Below are 14,903 nucleotides of genomic sequence, written 5' to 3'. Positions count from 1 at the left end.
AACCGCTCGGCCAGCCGTTTCTGGATCTTCTTCGGCCCCAACTCCGTGCCGCCATGCCCGCGCAATTGCAGGACCGCCTGGCGGATCGGATAGGCAATCCGCTCTTGGTCATGCCGGCAGCGGCTGCCTTCGTTCAGCCCGTTGAGGCCTTCGTTCGCATACCGCTCGATCCACTTGTAGCCGGTCTTGCGGCTGATGCCATAGCGCTCGCACAACGCACTCACGCTATCCCTGCGTTGCAGCTGATCGATAACAAACAACAATCGTTGTTCCATAGGTGTGAGCTCACTCCAGGGCATGGGCATCTCCCGGTGGCAGTCGCCCATGCAGGGTAGAAAACTGTTACCTATGTGCTTGAACTGTTCTGTTACCTATGTGGGTGAACCGTACCCGCGATGCATGCATCGGGCATCTGGGATGCATGCATCGGGCATCTGGAAGACTTGGTAAAATCGCAGAAGGCAGGGGGCGGCAACGGACAAGGCCGAAATCGAACATCTCAAGTTGCTGATCGCTAAGCTGCGCCGCATGCGGTTCCGGCAACGGCTTGCGTTGCGCCTGTTCCGGCACCGTGCGCGGCGTCCTGGGGAATCTCGATCGGTGCCGCGTGTTCGTCGGCCTCGAGTTCTTCAAAACGCAGTTCAAGTAGTTCGATCTGGCGGTCCAGCTTCTCCGAGCTGTGGCTTAACTAGCTTCTGGGTCATACGCCATGTCCGAGCCAAGCTGGCATGTTTATGTTGCGATCACATCAGGCCGCTTCGCCGAGCCGCCCGATTGAGCGTGGCATAGCGTTGAGGACAACCGGCCGACCAAGTTGCAAGACGCCATTCCATCCACCTCGACACGGATTCCGGGATACGGTGCGCGCAATCAGATGATTGGATCAATGCCACCACTACGCTGATATAGCACTAGAACATGCGCGCGCCCTTGCATTTTACTTGTAATAATCAGGCGAGCACAGTTCCTTAACAGTTAGACCTTCGGGTGCTTCCAGAAAACCGTACTTTGCCAGGATGCTTTTAACTGTGCCATCAGCTTTCAATTTCGCGAAGCTCGCATTGTATGCATCGCGTAGATCGGCATCCTCGGGCCGAAACACCATGGCACCATAGTTAGCGGACTCACGACCGTTCTTTAGTATGCGCCCTTTAAATGGAACGGCGCGTTCAATACGATCCTTAAGCGCAGGTTGTTTAAGAAGTGTATCAACAGTTGCAGCACCAAACGTGATAGCGTCGATCCGTCCCGCGACGAGCGCGGCGACTCCAGAATCAACACTCTGGAACAACTGCATCCGCTCTCGAGGAATGCCTGCGCCTACTGCATTCTCGGTATTGGAGCTGCCCCGACCACCGCCCATTCGAATGGCCGAATTGCCGATAACATCTTCATAGCTGTGAATTTTAAGCGGATTACCTTTCAAAACAAGCATCCCATCGACGCTAGCAAGATCTGGGTTACTGAAAATTACTTGCTTGCACCGAGGTGCGGTGATACCCATACCGGCCGCAACAACGTCGACTTTTTTCGCAAGCACGCTCGGAATAAGCGCGCCAAACTCCATATTAACAAATTCAAAGCTCTTGATTCCTAGGGGCCGTAAAACTGCCCTAATCAAGTCCGGGTGAACACCGGAAACACTGCCATCAGGATTAATAAACGACCAAGGCGAATTGTTGGTTATACCAATCTTGATACTACTCTCTCGCAGAACACGTTCCTTAGTCTGCTGAGCCGTCGCGGCCGTTGAGGCCGTCATGCCAATGGCCACAGCAATATATATAAACATTTTTGAGAATGAAACCATCTTTGCCCCCTGCTTGTAGTAGGTGGCGCTTATTGCGCCATTTTAGCAACTGATCTGCGAAAGACTATCATCCGATATCCGAACCGTTACTCCAGAAACCCTATGCTAGTGCCGTTTTCGCGAAATTAAGAAGATCTAATACAGGAATAGAGGTGACTTCACGGATTTTTTTCCGAAAATCCGGAACCAACGTGCATTCCAGCACCAAGACACCGATGTTATTGAAAGCCCCGTCCTTATCGAACGCCTCAACCAGGCACTCAGTCAACTGTCTGGCCATACCGTCTTTGCTCCAACGGCATGGATTTTCGTCGGCGCACCGGTCAAAGACCCAGTTCGCCCAGTCAGGCAGGTCATTGATGCTAAGAAAACGAAGGCGGTCAAACCCCGAATGATTCTTCAATAGAGGTACAAGCGGCTTCGCGTCCCACGTGATAATCCCAACAGGCGACTTAGTCATGCGCAATGCGAGGTCGAGAAATTCGAGCGCACTGGTCAATACGGGCGTAGCTGTTTGCCCATATAGGTGTTCACGGGACGCCCACATATAGCCGCAATTCCCGATGATCAGATCGGTGCGTCCATCGAGTCGCTTAGCTGCCTCCAAAATGCCATTGGCAGCGGCGGTAGTCGGAATCTTGTTGGACACTGCATCGGCACCCTGTGCAATGGTCTTGCTTAAAGGCACCGGCCATAGAGCTGGGTCGTCCACCATGAAAGGCATCACTGACTCATGGCCACTCTCGCACGATTGTTTCATTTCGTCACCGGAGTCAAGCTTGATGACTCCCAGAACCGGCCTTTTTTTTTCACGAGAGTCAGCGTCTCCCACCCCACTGTCACCTTGCTTGAGTTCTGATGCTGTCATTTGGAGCTTACACTGATTCATAGGATTCCATGGCATGATGGAAACACGATGGGTACCAGTTCCGACGAGCCCTTTTTGTTCACTGGGTCATCCTGGTTAACTTCAACAACGCGGACAAAAGAGTATAGGTCAATAGTGGGTGTATGCTGTCAAGTCAGTCAACTTCGCGCGCTCCCCATGACGGCTTCGAGTGATACTGTGCCCTCCTTCGACAGAAACAATCGGTAGTGGGTGATCGTAAGGGGCGTCCTCTTTGTACCCATGCGCAGTAACAACGAGCACCACATGTGCTTCGGAAGAAACGGTTCGCTGGCGGACAAGTCTCCTGACGCCAGACAGCGCTGCTACACTGGAAAGTTCCGCATAGAGTCCCGCTTGTGCCAATTTCCGCTGATCACTAATAACCGCGGCCTCATCGACGGTCGCGATTCTTCCACCGGTCAAGCGCAATGCCTCCAGCGCCTGATAGGTTACAGTAGATCCGCCAATTGAAGCCATTTTCGATTCCCCCGGGAAATCACCTCGCAAGTCTGCACCATCGAAGACCCGGGCGATTCGAGGAAACGGCTCCACGGCATGCACCTTCGGCACCGTTGGAACAAGGCCTGCCTTCTTAAGGTCCAGATAACCCCGTGCGATACCCCATAGGATGTCGCCTCTCGCTGTCGGGACGATGATGTCAGTCGGCCGAGCATCAGCATCACATTGACCATATAATTCCAGCGCGATCGCTCGGTAGCCGTCTACGCCAAACGGATTACTTCCCACAGGAGGTGTCAAATAGTTCGTAGCCGGATACCACTCTCCCGCAACGGCTTTACGACGAATAAGTTCCCATCGTTCCTCCGGAGTCGCAGTGGCGATCAGCTCAGCCCCATGCATTTCTACAGCGCGGCGCCAGTTGCCACTCATTTTTGGCGTAGTGACGACCACGCATCGTAGTCCAGCGCGTGCTGCATATGCGGCGAGCGAGACGCCGGCGTTACCACTAGACGCCGCTGAAACGGTGGTCGCGCCGATTTCTTTAGCGCGCCGAACAAAGAGAGCACTCATCCGATCCTTGTGGGAGCCGGTCGGATTGGCACTTTCGTTCTTCGCGAAAAGCGCCCGAATGCCAATTTCCTCAGCCAACTTAGGTAACGCAACAAGCGGAGTCCTCCCTTCGCCGAGGAAGGGTCCGCCAGGATAGGCCAACCATGCTTCAGGGTGGTCACGGTCATAAGTGTGTGGGACTTTCTCGTAGTGTGGCGCGACACTAACGGGAAAGCCCTCCGCCAAGCAAGCGGGGCACCCTTCAAAATAGTCGGCGATGGGATGCGAGGTGCCGCACCGGATGCAATTCATGCCGGTGATGTACAAGTTAAGTGATGTCCCGCTCATCGTCATTGCCTAGTTCAGTTATCCGAAATGTCTCGCATCAATCCGTAAAGGCAGTCGCCGCGCCGCGTAAGGGTTGGAAAACGATGACACGCAATAAGCCCGGAAGCGGGAAAAGACAGCGCGATTGGAGGCTCCGTCGGGCGACAGAATGAGTGCAAGTACCCCGCATGCTGCCCCGCTGTCACATCAACTCCGACGGCAACTGCCGGTTCAAATAGCCCATCAGATTCGGCGTAGAGATAATATTCCCGGCCCGGAACGTCAGTCATGCGGGTTTCATCGGCCACAGCAACTTCGCGGTCCTTTCGAATCCCCAAATGGCTGAGAAGTCGTCTGACACCCGAACTGGCGATGTCTTTCCCCTTCTGACGGTAAGTTGCACCACCTCCCAACTCTGCCGTGATGACAGGGACGCCCAACAGTTCGGCCGCTGCGGCTAAGGTGGTATTGCCTCCCCCGCCGTTGCCATCAGTCAAATAGCTCACGGGTGCGCTAAAAACCTTCACTAGTTCTAGCAGTTGTCGATGGCGCTCACGATCTGCAGACGGACGAATTAGAGCACAAGGCTGATATTCAAGTGAGCGTCCTCCGGAATGAAGGTCTACAACAACATCCGCCAGGGGCAAGATGACTTCAGTAACATAATGCGCGATCATTTCTGTCGCGGTACCATGTGCCTTTCCCGGATAGACGCGGTTTAGATTACCCTCGTCAATAGGGGACACGCGCCGCCCAGCCTCGACAGCCGGATAGTTAAGTGCGGGAAGAATGATGATCCTGCCGTGGATCTGGCTCGGCTCGACAGAACGCGCGAGCTCCATTAAGGCTATCTGCCCTTCATACTCGTCGCCGTGCGTTCCGGCGATGAGAACCGCTGTCGGTCCGTCGCCATTGCGGATACAAACAACCGGAATTGGAATCCAGCCATAGGCCGATAGGTCGGTTGAAATCGGCAACCGTAGGCAATCGGACTGCTTTCCGTCACGATTGAAATCGATCGGCGACCAAATACGCGTTGGTGTCGACATTACTAAGCCTTTATTTAAAGAATCACGGGAATTACTTCTGGCGACAGTGCTGATAGGAATTCAACGCCATCATCGCGCACATATATCACTTCTTCGAATTGGAACACTGCGCCATCTCGTTCTAGCTTTGGCTCGATATGTAGGATCATGCCAGGGCGGATTTCGGTGTGGTCACTGGAGGAAAGCGATGGTGGTTCAGTCACGTCCATGCCGCCACCATGACCGATTCGAGAGACCGCCCCATATAACTGACCAGGCTTGAATTTATTCCACAGTCTGCCAAAATTGGCGTAGACGTCTGCGCACGTCATGCCACCTCTGACGGAACGCGCGAGAGCATGAGTCAAATCCCGCATAAGCGTGTAGGTCTCTCTTTCCCACTGCTCCGGTTCACCCGCTCGTGCGGTACGGTTTCTGTCCGCTGGGTACCCGCCATAGGTTGCTCGAAAGTCCGTCCAAATATAATGCCCTGGTTCCAGCCGCCTTTCACTAGGTTGGCGGCCATAGGCGAAATCGCCTTTACTGAATAGCATCGCTATCTGATCAGCGCTTTCGGCACCATTCAGAAAAATTTCAGCTTGCATACGCTGGTAAAGTTCGTACTCCGGCATCCCAAGGCGCGCGTCTGCAATGGCGCGATCGAAGGCGTCATTTACGATAGCGAACGCAGTACGTTTTAGCGAAGCTTCAAAAGGTGATTTGATAAGACGAACGCGCCAGAGTGTCTGCGCAGCGGTCAGCACTTTACCGCCCGAAGACAGATTATTCAGCGTATCGACGAGCTCTAATGAACCGACCCCGACCATATCCTGCCCATAATCAAGGCCAATTCTAGGCGCAATGCCTTTGCAGGACTTGCAAATGCTATTCACCACCAGCTCGACGGCCTCAGCGAGGTATCCGTCATAATATTGTGCTGTAAATGCTCGAGGCTTTAAATTGACATTCTTTGACTCGGTCTTGCTGCCCAACACAAAGAAGTCATTTGCGGTGATAATTCCGAAGACCGGTCGAGCTTTGTACGCCCAAGATAGCGTGTGAAAATCTGCGAAATATTGGATGTTCTTCTTATCGGAAAGGACGATCACGTCGAAATGATCTCGCTCCATCTCTTTGCGGATAATCCGCAAGCGCGCCTCAAGTTCATCGTGAGGGACATCGGGTGCAGGCGGAAGTGGGCGAGCGATTTTGACAGGAATGGAATTTTGATTCATCGTGATTTCTCCGCGCTGATCCCGCTATTGCGGGAACGGCGCAATAGCAACAAAGTCGCCTCCTTCCAACTCTGTCCTTAGAGGTGTGGCGAACGTCATCTAGATATACCTAGTATGCTATGCTGACACAATCATGTCAAGCCTTGCCTTGCGAGTGCCACCAAGTGCCATGCATGCCCCTCTACGTAGCTCCATGGCTATTGAATTGGCGATCGGGGTTTTCCAAAAATTGTGCATTGTCCACATATGGCTGAAATGAAACTGGCCGATATGAGAATGCGCTCATGCGACGCGCGCCCAAGGGCGGCCCAGACTATCTGGAGACCGCACAGCGTGCCGCTGGGGCGATGAGGCCGGACCGCCATCCGAAGACGTGCGCAGGCGCAGCTTCGCGCCAATCGAAAACTCCGGTGCTACGCATCAAACAGCAAGCGCGAGGCCTGTCGATCATTTCCACGGTCAACAATCGCCAAAAGATGTGCCGATCCAAGGCAACCAACTCAAAGCCTGCTCCATGTGGGCACGGGCCGCCCTGAATTCGCCCAAGCGGAACACGGTCGATCCAAGCACTTGATGTGCTTCAGTCAGCTGGAATCCTGCGCTCCGTGCGCGGGGTCGATCAGCCTTTCACCCAGTGCTTGCGCGGTATTGAGCTCACAGCGCAGCAGGTAGAATGCGCCGAGAAGCATTGCGGCGCGCCCCCTACCTACTCGCTCAGCGCGAGGCCCGCACGTAGATTGTCAGCACCTCCCGGAGCTGCGGGCGGTCATCCCCCGCGGGGCCTAGCGTGAGCAGCAACGTCAGTTCTTCCTGGATCCGATCCGGCGTGTCAGGCGCTGCTTGAGCAGTTCGAGCGCGCTTCTGAAATGGCCAACCGCTTCGAGTTGGGCGGAACGCTGCTTTGCCTACCGGCTTCAGGTATTCAACCGCCTTCGGCACATTCCCGCTCTGCCTGTAATGATGTGCCAACTCATTGCAATACTCCTTGAGCCGGTCCGGGAACAGCGCCTTGATTGCCTGCACGTTCGCTCGTGCAGCAGGCTGCGCTGAACCGATAGCAGGCTTTCCCGCGACCTCCTGGTCAACGAATGTTTGAACGCGTATTCGACCTCGGGGTAAGCGGAAAATGAAATTCCCGCCTGGGGGTCGACCAGCAGCGGGTGCAGCGCGGCTTCGGACTGCCCCGTCACATGCCGGCCCCCTTGAAGGCAATTCGGTGCCGATGACTGCGAGCGTCTGCCAGTAATTCTTTTTGCGGCATCGACAACCTATCAATCCGATAGCGCGGCGGGGGGTGGCCTAGCAACGCGCCTTCCTCGGCCGGAGTTTGGACCACTCCTTCAATAAAAAAGGTGCCTTCGGTCTTGGACAAGATCAGTTGCTTGAGCGGCATCAGCGAGGGACCTCCCCGAGCAGCGCCGTCACCAGGATTTGTGGCTCCGGGCTCAGCTTTTCCTACTGCAGTTGTGTGCACACGGCTGGCTGCCCCAGTCCTGGCGGTATTCGGGGCGCTAGTTGACTCGCAGCAGTAGCCTTGCTTGCGGCACCTGCGCGATCAAAACAGCGAGGAACGCTTCAGTCTCACTACCGACCCATTCGACCAGCACCATCAACGTCTGGTTCTGACTCTCGCGCACCAGTTTTGATCAAAATCAAATCCGCCTATAGATTGCGTTCACTAAATTTATGGGATCCCGCGAACTTTTCCTATAGTCGAAGAAGTGCATCCGCGATTAATATCGATCTGATCAACAAAGGAGAAATTATGTACCTTATAGCTGCAACCAAACTCCGGCGCCTCTGTTGGACATATCGCAATGTATAGCCGCTCTGGCACCGTCACGCAGACTCTCACGCAGTACGCAGTGAGACCAAAGAACAGGGTTATGCAATAGCACACATACATAGCACCGCTAAGCAGAGAACGCCTTTATGTTCTTCCTATGAATTTTTCCGCATGAGATGAATCATGGACCAGGTTCAAAAGATCGCCGTAAAAAACAACACCGGCTATGTGTTCAAATTCTCCGTCAAGTGGCAGAGTAGCGACGGCACGTGGCACATCACCACGAAAGAATCCGACGATTATCCCACGACACAGTCTAGAACTCTCGCGCTCGACGAGATAGGCGTTCCGGCCGATGCGAGCGCAGTGACGCCCTACGGGCATACGGTGGACCCAAAGTTGGGTCATGCTCAAGGAACGCCGTGCGTTACTTTCGCGCCGAACAATAGAATCGCAAGGTACGAAGCAACCGTGACACGTGAAGGAGTGCTTATAATCGTTCTTGAGAAGAACGGCTAACAAAATTCCTCGACGAATCGGGAGCAGACGATAGCGCAGGCGAGCGTGAACAGAGCGATATGGATGTTCGAGGCGGCGTTCGAAGCGAATGCGCGGCTTGCCGAACCCGGCTGCTCTACAACCCAGAGATGTTTGCCAAGGCACTCGTTCTTCTCGATGCCACGCGCGTGCGATTCGGGGAAAGATGTCTCGCTTGCTCAGATGGCGACAGCGCCGTGCGAAGTCATACCCCTTGTCGGCGTTGTCAGGGCGGCATTGTTAGTCGGCCAGACAAACCAGCCACTGCTGTTATTGCATCGACCAAGTCTTCGAAGACAACCGAGTCGTGCCGTGGCACAAGTGACAGTCAGTGCCAGAGGAACGCCCCGCCGATCTACGATGAGATGGTGTTTGCTGCCGAGTTTGTTTGGCACGATCTGTAGGGTTCGGCCCGGTCTGCTCGCCCCTCCGGGGGCTGACCACTGCTGCGCAGTCAATGCTCGCCCCACTCCAATCGATCTGGTCGTGCTCGCGCAAGCGGGTCAGCAGGGCCAGATGCGCGCGCTCGCAGATGCCGCTGGCCTGCCAGTGGCGCAGCCGACGCCAGCAGGTCATGCCGCTGCCGAAGCCCAGTTCCTGCGGCAAGTCTTCTAACGGAATCCCGGTCTGCAATACAAGATACCGTTCAGCGCTCCTCGGCACTCAGGCCATGTTCGGTGATGTCTTGGACCATCTCGACTCGACGGGCAAACGTAAGTCGGACATTCTTATGGGTGTTCATCCGGTTGAACTCTTGGAAGTCTGGGTGTTGGCGACTTCCAGTTTCCAGCCTCAGCTCGGATGAACCACGGATACAACGTATTGAAGCTTCACAACTAGCGTTCAAAAGGTTTCTGCGACCGCATCTCGGCGCTTTTCAGTTGAGCGAACGCTCGCCGCCCTGATACAGCGAGCCGGAGCGCTTCCCAAACCCCCCCCTCTAATTCGAGCGTAAGCGCATGGGCCGGTCGCGACAGTAAGGTCCACTGCGGGCACAGCCGGTTTCGCAGCATTGCCATGCACCAATTATTTCCTTTAATGACATGCATATCGGCCGCCGATGACCTGAACTGTAGCCCATACGCTGGTGTCAAGATATCGAAATAACGTGCTTAGTCCGGGAAGGGAAACAGATCGCCCATGACTGTGGGCGTATACCGCTGTCCGATTCGCAGGCTCGCGGCCATGTCTATAAATTCGGGCCATATTGGTAACCAGTGACCCTAGACTGTTTACCCAACTTGTCGCATCGAGGCACGAATAATCCAGAGCGACAGGAGCATCGCCGCGCACATTGCACAGAGTGTTTGCTTTGCTCCGAGCCAGTTGGCTATAAACCCCATAAGCAGGTGTCCAAGAGGCATGCCGCCCAATAAGGCAAGACAGTACAGCCCCACCACGCCACCGCGTAAATGTATCGGGCAACGCCGCTGCAGAGTTGAGTTGATGACGGTCACTGAATACGACAGGGCCATGCCGATGAGGAAAAAACCGGCCCCACTTAGCATAGCGTTCCGGGATGCTGCGACGGCAAACAATGCTGCCGCGCTCAGCCAGGGGGTCCAACTGAGTGCGTTTCTGTCGGTGCGCGAATTTCTCAGGGAAGCAAGCGCAAGCGCCGAGAAAAGCGCACCTGCGCCAGCGCACGCGGAGAATACGCCGGTGTAGCGGCTGGCGGAGCCAAACTCCGACGCCGCCAACGCGGGGATAATGGTTTGATAGGAGCTGACGAACAGGCCGAAGCATGCAAGCATTGGCACATAGCGCCTGGCGAACTCATCGTGTTCGGCGAATTGGAACACGTCGCGGATGCTGGTATGTTCCCGCGGCGTTGCTTCGACGGACCGTGATTTCGGCAGACTCTGGATGGCGGCTAGCATGATCAGAAGACCTGCGACACTACAGGTGAATCCTGCGATCGCGCCGTACCGGGCGAACAGAACTGCAGCGACCGCAGGCCCGGCCATACGTCCGACGTTGAAGACGAGGGAGTTCATAGCGACCGCATCGACAAGCAGCGAACGGTCGCGCAATGAGGAAGTGAGAAGCAGCTGGCGCGCGGGCCACTCCAAGGCCAGCACGAAGCCCAACAGGCCCGCCAGTAAGAAGATCGACAGTACGCTTAGCGTTCCGGCAATCGCGCCTAGCAAGAATACCAGAGATATTCCCAAGGAACAGCTCAGAATCCATAAGGTCGTTGCTCGAATAGTGGAGAGCTGAAGGCGTGGCCCCACCAACATGGGCACGAATAGCATCGGTCCTTGCAGCAGGAAATTGAGCACACCGATGATGGACGCTGAGTGGGTCTGGTCCCACAACAGCAAAGTCAGCGTGATGTTCAGCGTCCAATGGCCGAGATTGGACGCCAGCTGACCGCCGAGAAAGCGTCCGACGAGAGGCTCAGCAAATACCGGAAAAGCACGCGTCAGGAAGGAAGTCACAAGATTTCCTTCCTGAGAAAATTTTGGGCGAGAGCTTGATGCCGCGCCCCGGACACCCGCAGGCTGTCTTTAGCGGCGACGTTAGCCTTCGTACTTTGAGAATATGCGAAAGCCAAACTCCGCCGGTTCCTCACTGTTTTGGACAGCAACGTCGTACGATACGGGCCAGCTGACGATGCCGATGAGTGCGGGAGCCTCGGAGTCCCCGCATCGACGACCAACACGTCACGAGCTTTTGTGAGTGCGAGACCTCCATGAATCAGAACATCGCTTGAGAAGAGTTCGCCAATCCATGTCGACTCAGCCATTTTGCTGTTTGGAAACCCCGTTACATCCATGCGGCGCACCCACTCCGCCCTTGACACCTGAAATTTAAACGCCTCGCTTACCTGTTCAGCGAGGACCGGTTCAAGCTCACGATGGATTGACATGCTCTTCCTCCCTTTATCCCCCAAATCTCGAGACGGTTTCACACGCCCCTTTGCTCCACCGGACCACGTCGTCCCACACCGACGATCCGAATGCGGCCAAGGTGCTACTCGCAACTTCTATTCCCTCCGCCGCGCCTTGTACCGATTCCGAACGGCGAGCGAATGAGCTTGTCGTAACAACGACACAATATGACTCGGTTGTCGGCCTTGATTGTCTACCTCAGTAACAAAAATTAACCGGGACGCGGTCTAGCTTCCGTATGGTCAGAACTCAAAAGGAGTGGGCACGAATCTCGCATTTGCCGCTCGCAGTTCAATTTCGAGCGTCAATGAACACATCAGATCGAGGTGAATAGGTGCGACCCGTTCCGACTCGTCACATGACGAGAATAGTAGAGCTAGAGCGTGTGCGTATTTTGGAGTGCACGTCGAGCGCGGCCCGCCTTCCCGGTACCAAAATTGGAGGGCGGCCGCCGCGAGCGCGCCGCGGACGTGTTGGACCATTACCGCTCTCTGAACGCGTAGCTCTCCTCGGCGCCGACCGGCGAGTTATCGCCCAACAGGACGAATCCAAGCACGGGTCACGCCGAGTATGCGTTAGGGATTTTCGCGTAAAGAGCGCGGTGATGTCACCGTTTCACTACCATGCGCCCAGGGAGAACCGGCATGTATTATCAGTTTCTTGTGATCCATGCATAAATGCTTCATCCAATCGATGGGCGCAAGCACGATTTCGACTTTTCGGCTGCCGATATATCACATCTTCTTTATGGTCGAGAAGTTTTTTCTCGCGGATATCGGTTTGAAAAATCCGTTTCTCCGCCTATCAATAACTTTAAACCGAAATTTATAGGCTCCTTATGCATTTTAAAGAAGGTTTTGGTGAAGCCATTGGGCATCACGGCGAGCTTCTCCAGGGAGTTTTTGAAAGCGAATCGAAGAAGCTTCACCGTGGCTTGGTTTCGCTACCTTGTCCCAACCTGAGGTCAAAGGTGAGCTTTTTAGCCAATGAAGAAACTCGCGTTTCTGTTAGCCCACAACGTTGCATAAAGGCGAAACGTGCTGCTGAGCTTACGCTAGATTCCTTCGCACAAACGAGAGTCGGCGGAAGCGTGATAATTACAAGCAACATCGCCATCGGCCGCGGCATGGGATCTTCTACTGCAGATGTAGTGGCAACCATCTTGGCCGTGCTTGACTACTTAAATATTCAAGCGTCACTTGATCGTATAATGCAAATTGCGGTGGCGGCAGAGACTGCATGTGATTCCACGATCTTTTCTCATCCCGCCGTGCTTTTTGCGCAACGCGAGGGGCTGGTAATTGAGGCCTTCAAAAGGCCAATTCCCAATGTCGATCTCATCAGCATTGATTCAGCAGAAACAGAGGCCGTCGACACACTTACATTTACACCCGCCGATTATAACCAAGTAGAGATTGAGAAGTTTCGCTCACTGCGGGCTCTCCTGCGTCAAGCGATTAACACTTCCGATCTCAACTTGCTCGGCCGAGTTGCTACGGCAAGCGCCCGGATCAACCAGAGGTTCTTGCGAAATCCCCACTTTGACAGGCTGGAAGAGATCGGTCTCCGGCATGGCGCGATAGGAGTCCAAGTTGCCCACAGCGGAACTGTTTTTGGTTTGATGTTTGACCCTGCGGACGTCAGCTCCGCAGAGCGTATCGAATTGTCCACCCGTGAGCTGAGGCGCTCAGGCTTTGAATCGTTTATCGTGCACACATAAAGGCGATTTCGAAAAATGGCTAATATAAATGTAATGAGGAATTTGGAAGATTTTGAAAATCCTCGAATCGTTAAGTTGAGTGACGATTTGTATGGCGCAAGTTTTTTCCTTATGAAGCTCTTACCGGCGCGATTTATGTTGGAGCGGGCATCGGATCAAGGTTTGCTAAAACCAGGCGCCACTATCTGCGAGTCATCATCCGGAACTTTTGGCCTCGCTTTAGCCATGCTTGCTGTTCAGTATGGATACAACCTCATACTCGTGAGTGACTGGGCACTCGATCGGCATCTTCATAAAAGACTTCTAGAACTAGGAGCAAAGGTTGAAATTGTAGACAAACCGGCGCGCTCCGGCGGACTTCAGCAAGCGCGATTAAACAGGCTCGCCGAATACCTAAAGGCGATCCCCGGCAGCTATTGGCCCTCACAGTACTCCAACATGGATAATCCGATTTCCTACGGGAAAATTGCGGAGTTCCTAATCGAAAGAGTGGGAAAAATTGATTGTCTGGTGGGGCCTGTTGGATCAGGCGGATCGATGTGCGGCACGGCCACGTTTATTCGAACACTGTTTTCTGAGTTGAACGCAATTGGTGTCGACACTCCGAACTCTGTCCTGTTTGGGCAACACGGCGGAAAACCGATATCCCTCAGCGGCCTTGGTGGCGCATTCGTACCCTCCAATGTAGATCATACCCAGTTTGATGAAGTTCACTGGCTAACGCCCGTCGAGATTTTTCATGCAACTCATCAGTTGCATCGACTTTACGGATTGTTCATGGGCCCCACTAGTGGGGCAGCGTACAAAGTGGCCGACTGGTGGTCAAGAAAAAATCCTGGAAAAAAGGTAGTCGCAATTTTCCCGGATGAGGGTCATCGGTATGTCGAGACAGTCTATGACGAAAACTGGCTCTCATCCGTACCTGGATGGCCTGCACCGGTGCCTAAAGAACCAGTGGCGGTTAACGCACCCACCCAAGAGATTAACGTGTGGTCTGCCTATGCGTGGCGCGGGCGTACGCTCGACCAAGTCCTTACTAGCCAAGTGTCCACGAATTCTCACACGCCTCCGCGACGAGTGTCCGACAGTACCTCGCTTGAGCGGGATTTACACCGACAGTACAGGGCTACTACATCTACCGAAAAGGCTCGCGACGCTAGGCTGGTATTTTTATCCCGTGACGATTGCGCGTCGGTTTCCCACCTCGACGTGAAGCCCGAGCAGAGGCAGTTCGTCGATCCGTTGTATACGGTGTTCCTTGAACTTCAACGTAGTTCTCATCACGAGAATGAGCACCCATGCGCGGTTGTGGTCTGTGATGAAATAGTTGGTTTTTTTGTCCTGCGTGAAAGGGACGCGTTGCCGGAGTGGGCGTCATCAGACGCTATCACTATGCATAGCTTCCGTATTGGACAACCATATCAGGGCAATGGATATGGTAAGGCGACATCTGGATTGGCGGTAGATTGGATTCTGTCGAATAGACAATATGTAAATCGTCTTATGCTGGCTGTCAACAAGCGTAACTCCATAGCCATGAGAACATATCTCAATTCCGGCTTTCAAGAAACCGGTATAAATTATTGTGGGCCCGCCGGACTTCAGAATATTATTGAATTTAAACTCAGATAGACGCATCCGCCCGCGCTTATACGCTCATTCCAAA

The 14,903-nt window shown here is 54.2% G+C and carries 13 protein-coding genes and 2 pseudogenes; 4 read left to right on the top strand and 11 right to left on the bottom strand.

What is annotated here, in order from left to right:
- Positions 1-275, bottom strand: a 275-nt coding sequence (locus tag VSR71_RS33940; protein WP_342917829.1) for a helix-turn-helix domain-containing protein, incomplete at its 3' end; no start/stop codon positions are given.
- 141 nt (positions 276-416) lie between these two features.
- On the opposite strand from VSR71_RS33940, the pseudogene VSR71_RS35445 reads away from it, so the two are divergent.
- Positions 417-791, top strand: a pseudogene (locus tag VSR71_RS35445) (IS66 family transposase); the annotation flags it as partial.
- A gap of 146 nt (positions 792-937) precedes the next feature.
- Here VSR71_RS35445 and ehuB read toward each other — a convergent pair.
- The 7 genes from ehuB to VSR71_RS33905 all read right to left on the bottom strand — a co-directional run bounded on the left by ehuB (position 938) and on the right by VSR71_RS33905 (position 7,693).
- A complete protein-coding gene (gene ehuB / locus VSR71_RS33935) occupies positions 938-1,810 on the bottom strand; it encodes an ectoine/hydroxyectoine ABC transporter substrate-binding protein EhuB (protein WP_115683845.1) in 873 nt (290 codons plus the stop codon).
- Between the two features lie 100 nt (positions 1,811-1,910).
- Positions 1,911-2,678 carry a hypothetical protein gene (locus VSR71_RS33930; protein ID WP_115684026.1) on the bottom strand — a complete coding sequence of 256 codons (768 nt, stop codon included), beginning with the start codon at positions 2,676-2,678 and terminating at the stop codon, positions 1,911-1,913.
- A gap of 129 nt (positions 2,679-2,807) precedes the next feature.
- Positions 2,808-4,058 carry a threonine synthase gene (locus VSR71_RS33925; RefSeq protein ID WP_232344347.1) on the bottom strand — a complete coding sequence of 417 codons (1,251 nt, stop codon included), beginning with the start codon at positions 4,056-4,058 and terminating at the stop codon, positions 2,808-2,810.
- A gap of 14 nt (positions 4,059-4,072) precedes the next feature.
- On the bottom strand, positions 4,073-5,086 hold the full coding sequence (locus VSR71_RS33920) for a succinylglutamate desuccinylase/aspartoacylase family protein (protein WP_115683844.1): 1,014 nt from the start codon (positions 5,084-5,086) through the stop codon (positions 4,073-4,075).
- Between the two features lie 14 nt (positions 5,087-5,100).
- Positions 5,101-6,300 (bottom strand): M24 family metallopeptidase, encoded by a 1,200-nt coding sequence (locus tag VSR71_RS33915; protein ID WP_115683843.1) that lies wholly within the window; start codon positions 6,298-6,300, stop codon positions 5,101-5,103.
- 714 nt (positions 6,301-7,014) lie between these two features.
- A complete protein-coding gene (locus tag VSR71_RS33910) occupies positions 7,015-7,323 on the bottom strand; it encodes a hypothetical protein (protein ID WP_147298462.1) in 309 nt (102 codons plus the stop codon).
- 163 nt (positions 7,324-7,486) lie between these two features.
- A complete protein-coding gene (locus VSR71_RS33905; RefSeq protein ID WP_147298461.1) occupies positions 7,487-7,693 on the bottom strand; it encodes a hypothetical protein in 207 nt (68 codons plus the stop codon).
- A gap of 576 nt (positions 7,694-8,269) precedes the next feature.
- Between VSR71_RS33905 and VSR71_RS33900 the strand changes: the two genes are divergently transcribed.
- On the top strand, positions 8,270-8,605 hold the full coding sequence (locus VSR71_RS33900) for a hypothetical protein (RefSeq protein WP_115683842.1): 336 nt from the start codon (positions 8,270-8,272) through the stop codon (positions 8,603-8,605).
- Here the strand turns inward: VSR71_RS33900 and VSR71_RS33895 are convergent.
- The 3 genes and pseudogenes from VSR71_RS33895 to VSR71_RS33885 form a co-directional block, all read right to left on the bottom strand.
- Positions 8,602-9,259, bottom strand: a pseudogene (locus VSR71_RS33895) (IS5 family transposase); the annotation flags it as partial. The gene VSR71_RS33900 and the pseudogene VSR71_RS33895 overlap by 4 nt on opposite strands.
- Positions 9,260-9,855: 596 nt before the next feature.
- On the bottom strand, positions 9,856-11,064 hold the full coding sequence (locus VSR71_RS33890; protein WP_115683841.1) for an MFS transporter: 1,209 nt from the start codon (positions 11,062-11,064) through the stop codon (positions 9,856-9,858).
- Positions 11,061-11,495 (bottom strand): hypothetical protein, encoded by a 435-nt coding sequence (locus tag VSR71_RS33885; RefSeq protein WP_147298460.1) that lies wholly within the window; start codon positions 11,493-11,495, stop codon positions 11,061-11,063. Before VSR71_RS33885 ends, VSR71_RS33890 begins: the two co-directional genes overlap by 4 nt.
- Positions 11,496-12,355: 860 nt before the next feature.
- On the opposite strand from VSR71_RS33885, the gene VSR71_RS33880 reads away from it, so the two are divergent.
- Positions 12,356-13,237 carry a GHMP kinase gene (locus tag VSR71_RS33880; protein ID WP_115683840.1) on the top strand — a complete coding sequence of 294 codons (882 nt, stop codon included), beginning with the start codon at positions 12,356-12,358 and terminating at the stop codon, positions 13,235-13,237.
- 33 nt (positions 13,238-13,270) lie between these two features.
- Complete coding sequence (locus tag VSR71_RS33875) at positions 13,271-14,869, top strand: pyridoxal-phosphate dependent enzyme (RefSeq protein ID WP_231942367.1); 1,599 nt, start codon at positions 13,271-13,273, stop codon at positions 14,867-14,869.
- The last annotated feature ends 34 nt before the right edge of the window (positions 14,870-14,903 follow it).

Origin of the sequence: Cupriavidus oxalaticus (assembly GCF_038900635.1) — a bacterium.
Classification (GTDB): Bacteria; Pseudomonadota; Gammaproteobacteria; order Burkholderiales; family Burkholderiaceae; genus Cupriavidus; species Cupriavidus oxalaticus_B.
This window is presented reverse-complemented; position numbering and strand designations above follow the sequence as displayed.

Coding starts and splice junctions, on each gene's coding strand:
- VSR71_RS33875 (WP_231942367.1), top strand. CDS start 13,271: ATGAGGAATTTGGAAGATTTTGAAAATCCTCGAATCGTTAAGTTGAGT.
- VSR71_RS33900 (WP_115683842.1), top strand. CDS start 8,270: ATGGACCAGGTTCAAAAGATCGCCGTAAAAAACAACACCGGCTATGTG.
- VSR71_RS33920 (WP_115683844.1), bottom strand. CDS start 5,086: ATGTCGACACCAACGCGTATTTGGTCGCCGATCGATTTCAATCGTGAC.
- VSR71_RS33885 (WP_147298460.1), bottom strand. CDS start 11,495: ATGTCAATCCATCGTGAGCTTGAACCGGTCCTCGCTGAACAGGTAAGC.
- VSR71_RS33930 (WP_115684026.1), bottom strand. CDS start 2,678: ATGACAGCATCAGAACTCAAGCAAGGTGACAGTGGGGTGGGAGACGCT.
- ehuB (WP_115683845.1), bottom strand. CDS start 1,810: ATGGTTTCATTCTCAAAAATGTTTATATATATTGCTGTGGCCATTGGC.
- VSR71_RS33880 (WP_115683840.1), top strand. CDS start 12,356: ATGCATTTTAAAGAAGGTTTTGGTGAAGCCATTGGGCATCACGGCGAG.
- VSR71_RS33925 (WP_232344347.1), bottom strand. CDS start 4,058: ATGAGCGGGACATCACTTAACTTGTACATCACCGGCATGAATTGCATC.
- VSR71_RS33905 (WP_147298461.1), bottom strand. CDS start 7,693: ATGCCGCTCAAGCAACTGATCTTGTCCAAGACCGAAGGCACCTTTTTT.
- VSR71_RS33915 (WP_115683843.1), bottom strand. CDS start 6,300: ATGAATCAAAATTCCATTCCTGTCAAAATCGCTCGCCCACTTCCGCCT.